Genomic DNA, 12,178 nt, shown 5'->3' on the forward strand with positions numbered 1-12,178 from the left:
GGGGGCCATGCTGCCGTTGAAGTGATCACCATGTTCGCCGGACTCGCACTCGCGCTGGTGCTGCTGTGGCTGTCGGTCGGCGGTCACAGCTCGACCAACGCCCCCAGCTCGATCACGCGGTTGGGCGGCAGGCGGAAGTAGAGCGACGCGTCGCGGGCGTTGCGGAGCATCGCGGCAAACAGCACCCGGCGCCACGGCACCCACAGTCGATGGCGCGTCGCCGCGACGATGCGCTCGCGACCGAGGAAGTAGCTGGTCGTCATGGTGGTGGCGCCGAGCTCGGCGAGCACGGCCGCGAGCGCCTGGGGCACGTCGGGCGATTCCATGAAGCCGTACTGCAGCGTGACCCGCTGCACCCCCTTGGACAGCGGCTCGCGCTGCAGACGCTCGGCGGCCGCAACCCGCGGCACGTCGAGGGTCTGCACGTCGAGCACGATGACGTGCCGGTGGATCACGCGGTTGTGCTTGAGGTTGTGCAGCCATGACTGTGGCACCACCTCCGGCTCCGCGGTGAGGAACACTGCGGTGCCGTCGACGCGCACGGCGTCCGAGTCGGCGAGCGCGTCGACGAAGGTGCGCAGCGGCAGTGCGTCACGCTCGATCCGCCGCGTCAGCAGCATGCGACCGCGCCGCCAGGTCGTCATCGCGGCCGTGATCGCGATCGCGATCAGCAGCGGCAGCCAGCCTCCCGCCGCAACCTTCGCCACGTTGGCCCCGAAGAACGCCAGATCGAACACCAGGAACACCGCCACCAGCCCGCCGGCCGCCGCCCACGACCAGCCCCAGCGCTCGCGCGCCACCAACAGCAGCAGCGCGGTCGTGATGACCATCGTGGTGGTGACCGCGACGCCGTAGGCGCCGGCGAGCGCCGCCGATGTGCCGAACCCGACCACGATCGCCAGCGTGCCGATCGCCAGCACCACGTTCACGACCGGCACGTAGATCTGCCCGTGCTCGGACGCCGAGGTGTGGCGGATCTCGAGCCGCGGCGCGAAGCCGAGGCCGACCGCCTGTCGCGTCAGCGAGAACGCGCCGGAGATGACCGCCTGTGACGCGATGATGGTCGCGGCGGTCGCGAGCGCCAGCACCGGCACCAGTGCCCACGACGGCGCCAGGCGGTAGAAGGGGTTGTCGACCGCGCCGGGCTCGACCAACAGCAGCGCGCCCTGGCCGAAGTACTCGAGCAGCAGGCACGGCAGCGCCAAGGCGAACCAGGCCAGCCGGATCGGCGCGGCGCCGAAGTGGCCCATGTCGGCGTACAGCGCCTCGCCGCCGGTCACGACCAGGAACACCGAGCCGAGCACCGCGAACGCGGTCACGCCGTGATCCGCGAACATGCCCAGCGCCCAGCGCGGGTCGACGGCCAGCAGCACCTCGGGTGCGCGCAGGATCCCGCCGATGCCCATGGCACCCAGCGCCAGGAACCACACGATCGTCACGGGCCCGAACACGGCGCCCACCTTCGCGGTGCCAAAGGGCTGCACCGCGAACAACCCCAGCAGGATCGCCACCGTCACCGGCACCACCCACGGCGACAACCCCGGCGCCACGATCGCGAGCCCCTCGACCGCGCTCAGCACCGAGATCGCCGGGGTCAGCATGCCGTCGCCGTACAGCAGCGCGGCGCCGAACAGGCCCACGCCCGCGAGCCAACGACGATGGGTGCCGTGGCTGCGGCCCTTGGGCACCACCAGTGCCAGCAGCGCCAGGATCCCGCCCTCGCCGTGGTTGTCGGCGCGCAGCACGAACACGAGGTACTTGAGCGAGATGACCAGCACCAGCGACCAGAACACCAGCGACAGCACGCCGAGCACGTCGGGTCGCCCGACCACCAGACCTTGCTCGGGCGCGAAGCACTCGCGGATCGCGTAGAGGGGACTGGTGCCGATGTCGCCGTAGACCACGCCGATCGCCGCGATCGTCAGCGGCAGCAGCCGCGATCGCGAGGTCGACGCGGGCTCGGGGATGGCGGGGGCGCCATGGGCTGGCAGGACCTCGGAGCTCGCGTGCACGCCCGGAGTCTGGGCAGCGTGGCCCGTCGCGACTGGGCAAGATGGCGGCCGCGCGCATCAAGAAAGCATCAAGATGCGTCGCGGCTGGGCCGCTGCGTCGGCGCGCCCCCACCGCCATGCTAGCGTCCGCACCCATGTCACGGGCCGACGCGACCCCCGGGGCCTTGCGCGGCTACGGCCTCGGTGCGGCCGCGGTCGCCCTGGCAGCGGGGCTCGACAGCGCGCTGTATGGTCACGTCACGGAGTCGGATCTCGTGATGGTGCTGCTGCTGGCGGTGCTGTCGGTGAGCTTCTTCGTCCCACGCGGCGCGGCATTGTTCACCGTGGCCCTCAGTGTCGCGGTGTTCGACTTCCTGTTCGTGACCCCGCGCTTCACCTTCGCGATCGACGATCTCGACTACATGATCACGTTCGCGGCGATGGGCATCGTCGGCGCGACCGCGAGCACGCTGTCGGATCGCTTCCGCCGGCAGACCGAGCGGGCGCGCGCGGCCGAGCTCGCCGCCGAGACCGAGCGCATGCGCGCGAGCCTGCTGAGCTCGGTGTCCCACGACCTGCGCACGCCGCTCGGTACGGTGGTCGGCGCGGCGTCGACCCTGCTGGCGGATCCGCCGGGGCTCGACGCCGCCGCGCGGCGCGAGCTGCTGCAGGCGATCCACGACCAGGCCGAGCGACTCTCGCGACAGCTCCGCGATCTGCTCGACATCACCCGCATCGAGGGCGGCGCGCTACAGCTGCGCCGCGAGCTGCAAGTGCCCGAAGAGCTGGTCGGCGCGGCGCTGGCCCGCTGCGCCGGCGTGCTGCGCGATCACGAGGTCCGCGTGCGGCTCGACGACGGCCTCCTGGTCGAGCTCGATGCGGTCGCGTTCGAGCTGGTGCTGGTCAACCTGCTCGAGAACGCCGCCCGTCATGCGCCGCACGGCACCGCGATCGAGCTCGACGCCCGCGCCGTCGGCCGTGCGTTCGAGCTGACGGTCGCCGACCGTGGCCCCGGCGTACCCGAGGACGAGCGCGCGCGGGTGTTCGAGAAGTTCTACCGCGGCCCGGATCGTCGCCGCGACGGCGGCGCGGGTCTCGGCCTCGCGATCGCCAAGGCGGTGGTGTCGGCCCACGGCGGCGACATTCGTGTCGAGCCCCGCGACGACGGCGAGGGCGCGTGCTTCCGCGTGACGCTCCCCGGCGCCGCCGTGCCACCTGACGACGCACGTGCGCTCACGATGGCCGAGGACGCGCCGTGAGCGGCGAGGAGCCCGCGGTCACCGTGCTCGTGGTCGAGGACGAGCTGCCGATCCGTCGGTTCCTGCGCGCGCTGCTCGACAGCCACGGCTTTCGCGTGCTGGAGGCCGGCTCCGCCCGCGAAGGCATGGCGCTGCTGACGGCCTCGAGTCCCGATCTCCTCTTGCTCGATCTGGGCCTGCCCGACGGCGACGGTGTCGAGCTCACCCGCCGCATCCGCGAGTGGTCGCAGCTGCCGATCCTCGTGCTGTCGGCGCGCACCGACGAGCAGGACAAGGTCAGCGCGCTCGATGCCGGCGCCGACGACTACCTCACCAAGCCGTTCGGCGCCAACGAGCTGCTGGCGCGCATCCGTGTGGCCCTGCGTCGCACGCAACGCACCGACGAGGGCGCGAGCACGGTGGTCGCAGGACCGCTACAGATCGACCTCGCGACGCGGCGCGTGAGCATCGACGGCAACCCCATCCACCTCACGCCGATCGAATGGCGCCTGCTCGTCACGTTGGCGCGCCACCCCGGCCGCGTGCTCACCCACCGGCAGCTGCTCGAGGAGGTGTGGGGCCGCAACGTCGCCGCGCAGCCCCACTACGTGCGAGTGTTCATGGCCCAGCTGCGCCGCAAGCTCGAGCCGGATCCCGCGCGCCCGCGGTGGCTCGTGACCGAGTCGGGCGTGGGCTACCGCTTCGTCGCCGACGGCTGACGACGCGCCGCGATGGTTGCCATCATCCGGGGTTGGGTACACCCCACGCCGCGAACGTCGGTGTCACGTCGGCGCCCGCAATCGCCTCGAAGCGATCATGGACGTACGTCCATGCCGCAGGGCCGCTGGGCACGAGCCCCGGACGTGCGACGTTGAGCTCGGCGAAGAAGTCGGCGTAGAACGACCAGCCGTACGCGTACTGGAACTGCATCAAGAAGCACAGACCATCCCACGCGTCCCAGCTGGCGTAGGGCACCGGCACGCCCGCGGGACACTGCGCGACCTCGCCGTTGAGCGGCAGGCCGAGCGCGTCGAGGGCGTGGATCGAGAACAGGTTCGGCCAGGACTCCAGCGAGTTCTCCTGATACCACCACAGGCCACCGACGAAGGTGAAGTCGTGGCCGAGCTCGTGGGCGAAGCCCCACACGTCGACCCCCGGCATGCCCGCGAGCGAGATTCGGTTCGCGTACGTCGGCTCGACGAGGATCGGATCCATCCGCACCGGATTGCCCGCCAGCATGTAGCCGATCGGCACGACATCGGGATCGGGGATGAAGCGGATGCGCTGGCCCTGCTGTGGCACCGCGCCGCGCAGCTCTTGGTGCAGCTCGTAGAAGCGATCGATGCGGGCGATCGCCGCGCCCACGACCGCCGCGTCGGGCCCGACCAGGGCGGTGGGCATCGTCACGATGGTGTGGTCGCCGCGCAGCTCGACCCAGCCCGAGGTCACAGCGCCATAGTCGAAGTCCGCCGCGAGCACCGCCTCGACGGTGGGCACGGTGTCGTGGTCGCTGGTGACGGTGACGGACTTGCTGCCGGTGGCGAAGCGGCGCGTCTCGTAGGTCTCGCCGAGGTCGTTGCTCGGCAAGCCGCCGACGAACAGGACGCCGTCCTTGTCGGCGGTGATCACCACACCGGCACCTTGCACGCACGTCAGCTGCGGATCCTTGTAGTTGAGGCCAATGCGTGCGACGAGGTCGCCGACCTGACACGGGCCGTGGTCGATGGTCATGCCGGTGTCGGGGCCCATCTGCCAATCCCCCGACGCGTCGATCGTGGCCTGCTCGCCGGCCCGCAGGAACACGCCGGTGTTCACCCAGTTCTGGGCCGCGGGCACCTCGAAGGTCGCGCTGCCGTAGGGGCCGGTGGGCGCGACCGGAACACAGGTCCACGGTCCCGTGCCGCAGGGCTCGTCCACCACGGGCGGCTCGTCCCCGGTCGTGCTGCCCGACGACTCTGCGTCGCCGCCAGAGCTCGACTCGCCGCCGCCGACCGTCTCCGGCGCATCGCCCGACGTGCTGTCGCCAACCGTCGCTTCGCTGGTGTCGTCGCTCGACATCATCGTGGTGCCGGTGCCGGACTCGGCCTCGGGCGGCGATGGATCGGTGCAGGCCCCCACGAGTGCGGGCACCAGGAACGACAGACGAACGCGCATGATGCCAAGACGACGACATCGGGCACCGGGCCGCACCGAAATCCGCAGAACCGCCGGAGCAGGCGCCCTAGCGCCCGCTCCGCATGGATCCAGAACCAGCGCCACTGCCGCACCGGCACCCGTCTCCGACGAATTCGAAGCGGTCGCGCGTTGCTGCGCCATGCTCCGGGCCATCTTGTGCCGTCCCCTCGTCGAAGTCTCGCTGCCGCTGTTCGTGGGGACGATCATCGTCGCCTGCACGACCGCCTCCGACGGCGCTGCCGTGGTCGCACACCGCGAGGGAGAGTCCGCAGCGCACGGGGCTGCGCCCATCGACACCGCCGCGACGCCCGAGCGATCGGCTACCAGCGGTGCGAGCGACCCATCGGCACCGCCGGGCAGCATCGGCACGGCCACCACGGGCACCATGCCGAGCGCAGGATCGAAGCCCTCGATCACCCGCACGAAGCCGCCCGCGGCCCCGGCGTCGAGCGGCCTGCCGGTCGCCGCCGACGCGCCGAGCTTCGTCACCGTCGCGCGCAGTCCCGACGACGGCAACGCCGAGCTGATCCTGCTGCAGGACGACGCGGGCGAAGCCTACGCGGCCCACGGTCCCACGCTCGTGCACCTGCGGCGCGACGGCACCGTCGAGCACGACCCCGCGCGGGTTCGCGGCCTCGAGCTCTCGGCCTCGATGTACGACGCGCTCGAGGCCGGCATGTTCTGGTGGACGCCCATCGCACTCGGCGGCCACGGGCCCGAGGGCCACTACTTCACGCTGGCGCCGAGCTTCGCGACCCGGGGCGCAGAGGATCCCCCGCGGGTGTACCGACGTGCGCAGGGGCAGTGGCAGCCGCTGCCGACCCACAAGCCGCTGTACGACTGGCACGTCACCGCCTACGGCCCGTGGATCGAGGACTCCGTGGTCGCACTGCTCGCCTTCACGATGCCGATCGTGGGCGACGGCGAGGAGGAATCGAGTCGACCGAAGCCGGGCAGCGAGCGCGCGGTCGCGGCCGCCAAGCCGTTCATCGTGCTGCACGGCGCCCCCAAGGCGCCGGTGCTGCCGCGCCGGCCCGAGGCGTTCGCCTCGCTCGCCAGCGGTGAGCTGTTCTTCGCGGTGCGTCGCGACGGCGCGCTGGTGGTCGACGTGCAGACCCCCACCGGTACTCGCACCACCCCGCTGCCCGCGCTCGAACGCGGCACGCTCGAGGAGGTCGCGCTGCGCGTGACGGCGCCGGATCGCGCGCTGCTCACCGCGCGGGTCTCGAGCGAGCGCGATGAGCAGGGCTTCGTCGCCCGCTTCGACGGCAACACCTGGCGTCGGCTCGATGTGCCGTGCGTCGGCATCGCCCGATCGCCGTCGATCGACGCGGCCGGCGACGCCTACTTCACCTGCCCGGTCGGCAACGACGAGCGTGGGGTGCTGCTGCGCGAGCGCGGCGGGGTGCTCGAGGAGCTGCCGACGCCGGTGCCGGTGGTCACCGTGGTCGCGCGCGCAGCCGACGACCTCTGGGTGACGGGCGAGTACGACGAGCACGGCACCGCGCTGCTGCACGACCACGGCCCCGCATCCGCGCCGTTCGTGTTCCCCACCATGGTGGAGGCCGCCGCCGCCGTACTCGCGTCACAGCCCGCGCGGCCGCTCGGCAAGGACTGCACGGTGGCCTGGATGACGCTGTCGGACGCCGTCGATCGCGAGCGCGTGGAGACCGAGATCGCCAGCATGACCGATGAGGCCCTGGCATACGCCTACGAGGCCCGGGTCGACGCGCGCACCGAGTTCGGTGTGCTCGTCCGTGTGTGGGGCGAGGCGCGCCTGGATCGCGCGGTCGCGGGCCTGCGAGCGCGGCTCGGCGACGATGTCGTGGCGACCTCGTGCAACCTCCGACCGCGCGTGACGCCCGTCGCGCCGTGAGTCGCCCAGCGGCCGCCCGGGTCGCAGGCGCGCCGCTTCGGCCCCCAAGCGCAGTTGACCCGTGCGCGCCCGCGGGGCCACGATGCCGTGGTGCGAAAGCTCGGCTTCTTCGTCGCCTCGCTGGCCGTGGCGGTGCTGCAACCGCGGCCCGCTGCAGCGGCCCCGGTCGAGCTGGTCGAGCAGCGCGAACGCTACCTGCTGATGCGCGACGTCGATCAGAGCATCGAGCACGGCAACTGGTTCGAGCGCGAGCCGTTCCTCGCCGCGTTCGGCGATCTCGAGGCCGGCTTCCTCGCGGTGCACCCGGACGACAGCCAGTTCCTGGTGATGTTCACCACCTTCGAGCTGCCACCGCCGATCGGCGCGCTGTACCAGTCGGTCGCCAACGACGTGCACGGCATCGGCTACGAGCACATCGCACCGGAGGATGCCGTCATCCCCGACGAGGGCATGGGCTACTTCGACGACACGCCGGACAGCCAGATCTACGGCTTCCTGCACATGAATCGCTGGCAGAACTACCTCGGTGGCGACGCCGGCGGCGTGAACGACAACTACATCTCGCTGGTGTTCGGCCAGGAGCTCGGCCACGCGTGGCTGGCGTTCGTCTCGTACGACGGCGGCGCGGGCCCGAGCCGCGACATGCTCGGTCGCGCCAACGCCCACTGGTCGTTCTACCTCGACTCCGGCGGCTCACCGGTGCAGGGCCACGACTGGCTCGACAACGGCGACGGCAGCTTCACCGCCATCAAGCACGACATCTACGAGTACAGCGACCTCGATCTCTACCTGATGGGCCTGCTGCCGCCCGAGCAGGTCGCGCCGTGGTTCGTGCTCGAGAACCCCAGCAACTGCATCGATGCGGCCAGCGGCGACGGCGTGTGTGCGGACCCGGGTGCATTCCTGTTCGAGGCCGAGAGCTACACCGTCGACGCGACCCGCCGCGACATCACGATCGACGACGTGATCGCGGCCGAGGGCCCGCGGATACCGGCGTGGCCGGACGCGCCCGATACCTACGACGTCTCGTTCGTGTTGGTCACCCGCGCCGACGAGGTGCTGAGCGAAGGCGACAAGCTCTTGCTCGACGCGATCATCGGACGCTCGATCGAGATCTTCGACGCGCAGACCCGCGGCTACGCGCACATCGTCAATCGCACCGCTGCGGCGGCCCCGGGTGACGACTCGGGCGACGGTGGCAGCTCGAGCGCGAGCGCGGGGCTCGACTCCGGCAGCGGTGGCGCGGACGCCAGCGCGGGGTCGAGCGGCGGCAGCGACAGCTCGACCGCGGCCGGGGCCGCGGACGGCGACGCCGACACCGACGCGCGCGGCTGCGGCTGCCGCAGCGACGGCCACGCGCGCCCATCGTGGTGGCTGTGGACGGCGCTCGCGCTCGCGCGTCGGCGCGCGCGGACGCGCTGAACCGCCGACGTGCTCGCCCACCGCCGGTTGCAGGTGTTCGACGCGCGCGCGTGGTTCAATCGACGCACGTCCTGGAGCGAGCCCGCGGCGGATCACGGGCGGCGCTGGAGCGATCGTCGCGCGAGCCACAGCGGCCGCGACGATCGACGTTGGCAAGCGCTGCTCGCGGTCGGTATCGTGGCGACATGGCCGACGCCGCCCCGACTCCGCTCATCACCGATCTCGGGCCGGGAGACCCGCTGCGACTCGACGGCCCGATCCTGCGGTTCGACGACAACCGCCCCTTCTTCGACGGCGCGGTGCCACGTCCACGACAGATCGTCTTCCAGTCGTCGCAGCCGAACAGCCTGTCGTGCCGCGTGGTCGACAAGGGGGTGTCGGCGGCGATCGGCGCGCTGCTGAGGATCCCGGAGGCCCGCGAGCTGCGACGCGAGCTGACCACCCGCGCGGTGCAGGCCTGCAACGATCTCGGTGACACCGCGCAGGTCGTGGTCGCGACCACGATGGTCGTCGGTGCCGCGACCTACGTCGGCATCAACCACCGCGAGATCGTCGACAAGCTCGGCAACAGCACCTTCAGCATCCCGATGTCGCTCGAGGGTCTCGACGTGCCCGGCACGCTGCAGCTGCGGGTCCAGCTCGACGACTGGCGACCGGCCGGTGGCGGCCTCCAGTACTCGCGACAGCTCGGCGGCGGCGACTTCTCGGCGGGCGCGAGCTTTGGTCGCGATGCCACCAGCGGCGCGCAGAGCTACGGCGTGTTCCTGCGCTGGTCGAAGTCGTTCTAGTCTCCGCCGGGCAGCGACGCCGCCTCTTTCGCGGTCAGACCGCGGCGGCGAGCTGCACGGGCGCGCTGACGCGCGGCTGCACGCTCAGGCACTCCACGCGCGGCCATGCGAGCCCGCGTAGTGCGTCGCGCAGGTCATCGCCCTTGGGCTGCATGAACGTGCCGACGTAGCGATGGCCCAAGGCCTCGAGTTCTTCGTCCTCGGGCTCGGCGTGCCAGAGCATGCCGAACGGGTCGAGCCACACGGTGCGATGGCCGACGTAGGCCCGCATCGCCGTCACGACGTCGTCGATCTGCCGTCCGAGGTTGGCATCGAGCGTTTCGACCCGCATGGGCAGGCAACCTGTCACGTCGTCGCCGACGCTCCAAGAAACCGGCGCGCGACCATGGCCCGGCGCGCGCCGCCTCCCATCACAGGACGATCGCGACCTTGGCGGCGTCGGTGGGATCGATCTTCACGACCACGGTGGCGCCGGGCTGGATGCGGGGGATCTGCAGCTGCGAGACGATCATCTGCGTCTGCGCGACGTAGGGCTGGCCGCCCTGTGGGTACACGTGCAGCTCGAAGCCGACCTGCGGGCTGTCGTTCACCCGCACGCCGGTCTCCCAGATCTTGGCGACGCGCGCCTGGGCGGGGATGCCCTGGGCGAGGATCCGGTTGCGCTGCGCGGAGCCGGCCAGCAGGCGGATCACGAACACCACGGGGATCACGAACCCCAGCACCATCAGCGGCAGCGTGTACCAAGGCATCCAAGAGAGCATCGACATGGGACCTCTGGGGACGCGAGGGGCGACGCGCGCCGTTCGGGCGAGCCCGCCCCCCTCGATGGCTTGGCAGACGCAGCTCGCCGACGGATGTGACACACGGGCGGCCCGGGTCGTGGCCGCTCGGGCTGCTACCCTCGCTGGCACCCGTGCCGACGCGCCGCGCGAGCCCGCCCACCCTCGACCTCGACGCCGCCACCCGCCAGCTGCGGGCGGCGGATCCGGCGATGGATCGACTCATCGCAACCGTGGGCCCATGCCGGCTCGAGATCGACGCCGGCGGCACCACCTTCGCCGCGCTCACGCGCTCGATCGTCTACCAACAGCTGCACGGACGCGCAGCGGCGACGATCCACGGCCGCATCTGCGTCGCCGCCGGCGGTCGCGCGGGTCGAGCCCCGAGCGCGGCCGCGATCGCGCGGCTGTCCGACGACGTGCTGCGCGGCGCGGGCCTCTCGCAGTCCAAGCTGCTGGCGCTGCGCGACCTCGCCACGCGGGCGCTCGACGGTCGCCTGCCCTCGATGGCGCAGCTGCAGCGCATGGACGACGAAGCGATCATCGCGAGCCTCGTGGCGGTCCGCGGCATCGGCCGCTGGAGCGCGCAGATGCTGATGATGTTCCGCCTCGGCCGCCCCGACATCCTGCCCATCGACGACTTCGGCGTGCGCAAGGGATTCGGCGTGATGAAGCGTGCGCGCGCGATGCCGACCCGCGACCAGCTCGCACGCCACGGCGAACGCTGGGCGCCGTGGCGCACGGTCGCGAGCTGGTACCTGTGGCGCGCCTGCGAGCTGCCGGCCCCGCCGGCGCGGTCGCGATAGGCGAGCCCCGCTGCGCCTACGGCAGCTCGGGCCACAGCCGCGCGCGCATGCGCCTCGCGGCCTCGAGCATGTTCGGCCCGGGCCGTCCCGCGTAGCGCTCGTCGAGCGCGAAGACCTGCCCACGCTGCACCGCGCGGAGCTCCCCGAGCCCCTCGCGGCGCACGAGGTTGTCGGGGTCGAGCTTGTCGGCCGCGACCCCGCACCACGACACGAAGCACGCGTCCGGATCGGCGGCCCGCAGCGCCGCGGCGTCGATCTCGAGGCTCTGGCCCTCGCGATCGCCGAATACGTTGACGCCGCCGGCCAGGGCGATCAGCTCGTTCGAGAAGCACGCACGGCCGGGCGTGAACATCGGCCGCGGCCACCACTCGAGGTAGACCCGTCGCGGCGTCGCGGGCCGGCTGCGCGCGAGCGCGTCGCGCTCGGCGGTGAAGCGGGCCAGCGCCGGTGATGGATCGACCGCCAGCGCGTGGCCGAGCCGACGCAGATCGTCGGCCACCGCCGCGACGCTGCGCGGCGCCGACACCAGCTGTGCGACCCCGCGCGCGCGCAGGCCGGTGACGATGCGCTCCATGCCCGGCACGGTCAGCGAGCTGACCACGAGCTCGGGCCGCAGCGCCGCGACGCGATCGAGATCGGGATCGAGGTCGGGCCCGAGTCGCTCGCAGCGCGCGACCTCGGGCGGATCGTCCGACGAGTCCTCGCACGCGATCACGCGATCGAAGGCGTGCAGCGCCGCGACCAGCTCGGCGTTCGACGGCGCCAGCGTGATGACCCGCGTCGCGCCGACCACCGCGTCGCCGAGCGCATCGAGGGTGAATCTGCCCGTGCGCCGCAGCATGCCGGTGTCGTCGACCAGCGTGATCGCCTCTCCGCCGCGCGCCGCCAGCCAGCACATCACCGCGTGCTCGAGGTCGGGATCCGCCTCGAGCGCCCACGCCGGCACCCGCTGCTGCGCGAGCGAGAGCTCCGCGGTCGCCTCGCGGCCGTCGTCGAACTGCAGCTGCAGGACCTCGGTGCGGGCCTCGTGCGGCGCGGTCGCGTCGACCCGCCGCACCGCCCGATGCCGTCGCGTCTGCCAGCGATGCTCGGGCTTCTTCACG

At 72.0% G+C, this 12,178-nt stretch carries 11 protein-coding genes; 6 read left to right on the top strand and 5 right to left on the bottom strand.

Annotated features, from left to right (window positions below):
• Positions 1-83: 83 nt before the first annotated feature.
• Positions 84-1,991 (bottom strand): potassium transporter Kup, encoded by a 1,908-nt coding sequence (locus tag IPH07_10095; protein ID MBK6917739.1) that lies wholly within the window; start codon positions 1,989-1,991, stop codon positions 84-86.
• A 155-nt stretch (positions 1,992-2,146) separates the two neighbouring features.
• Between IPH07_10095 and IPH07_10100 the strand changes: the two genes are divergently transcribed.
• Together IPH07_10100 and IPH07_10105 are read left to right on the top strand one after the other, a co-directional pair.
• Positions 2,147-3,250 carry a PAS domain-containing sensor histidine kinase gene (locus IPH07_10100; protein ID MBK6917740.1) on the top strand — a complete coding sequence of 368 codons (1,104 nt, stop codon included), beginning with the start codon at positions 2,147-2,149 and terminating at the stop codon, positions 3,248-3,250.
• Positions 3,247-3,948: a response regulator gene (locus IPH07_10105; protein ID MBK6917741.1), complete on the top strand. Its 702-nt coding sequence runs from the start codon at positions 3,247-3,249 to the stop codon at positions 3,946-3,948. The genes IPH07_10100 and IPH07_10105 overlap by 4 nt, the downstream gene beginning before the upstream one ends.
• A 22-nt stretch (positions 3,949-3,970) precedes the next feature.
• Here IPH07_10105 and IPH07_10110 read toward each other — a convergent pair whose 3' ends face one another.
• On the bottom strand, positions 3,971-5,383 hold the full coding sequence (locus tag IPH07_10110) for a hypothetical protein (GenBank protein ID MBK6917742.1): 1,413 nt from the start codon (positions 5,381-5,383) through the stop codon (positions 3,971-3,973).
• A gap of 175 nt (positions 5,384-5,558) precedes the next feature.
• Here IPH07_10110 and IPH07_10115 point away from each other — a divergent pair, with 175 nt between their 5' ends.
• The 3 genes from IPH07_10115 (at position 5,559) to IPH07_10125 (ending at position 9,490) form a co-directional block, all read left to right on the top strand.
• Positions 5,559-7,280 (top strand): hypothetical protein, encoded by a 1,722-nt coding sequence (locus IPH07_10115; protein ID MBK6917743.1) that lies wholly within the window; start codon positions 5,559-5,561, stop codon positions 7,278-7,280.
• A 90-nt stretch (positions 7,281-7,370) separates the two neighbouring features.
• On the top strand, positions 7,371-8,702 hold the full coding sequence (locus IPH07_10120) for a hypothetical protein (GenBank protein ID MBK6917744.1): 1,332 nt from the start codon (positions 7,371-7,373) through the stop codon (positions 8,700-8,702).
• 185 nt (positions 8,703-8,887) lie between these two features.
• The gene (locus IPH07_10125) at positions 8,888-9,490 is read left to right on the top strand and encodes a hypothetical protein (GenBank protein MBK6917745.1); all 603 of its coding nucleotides are present in this window, start codon (positions 8,888-8,890) and stop codon (positions 9,488-9,490) included.
• A gap of 34 nt (positions 9,491-9,524) precedes the next feature.
• Here IPH07_10125 and IPH07_10130 read toward each other — a convergent pair whose 3' ends face one another.
• Positions 9,525-9,821, bottom strand: a complete 297-nt coding sequence (locus IPH07_10130) for a hypothetical protein (protein ID MBK6917746.1) — start codon at positions 9,819-9,821, stop codon at positions 9,525-9,527.
• A 79-nt stretch (positions 9,822-9,900) separates the two neighbouring features.
• A complete protein-coding gene (locus IPH07_10135) occupies positions 9,901-10,257 on the bottom strand; it encodes a hypothetical protein (GenBank protein MBK6917747.1) in 357 nt (118 codons plus the stop codon).
• A 224-nt stretch (positions 10,258-10,481) separates the two neighbouring features.
• Between IPH07_10135 and IPH07_10140 the strand changes: the two genes are divergently transcribed.
• On the top strand, positions 10,482-11,075 hold the full coding sequence (locus IPH07_10140) for a DNA-3-methyladenine glycosylase 2 family protein (GenBank protein MBK6917748.1): 594 nt from the start codon (positions 10,482-10,484) through the stop codon (positions 11,073-11,075).
• Positions 11,076-11,091: 16 nt separating this feature from the next.
• Here IPH07_10140 and IPH07_10145 read toward each other — a convergent pair whose 3' ends face one another.
• The gene (locus tag IPH07_10145) at positions 11,092-12,177 is read right to left on the bottom strand and encodes an ABC transporter substrate-binding protein (GenBank protein ID MBK6917749.1); all 1,086 of its coding nucleotides are present in this window, start codon (positions 12,175-12,177) and stop codon (positions 11,092-11,094) included.
• Position 12,178 lies beyond the last annotated feature (1 nt).

The sequence above is a fragment of the Deltaproteobacteria bacterium genome, assembly GCA_016709225.1.
Taxonomy (GTDB): Bacteria; Myxococcota_A; Polyangia; order Nannocystales; family Nannocystaceae; genus Xiheibacterium; species Xiheibacterium phototrophicum.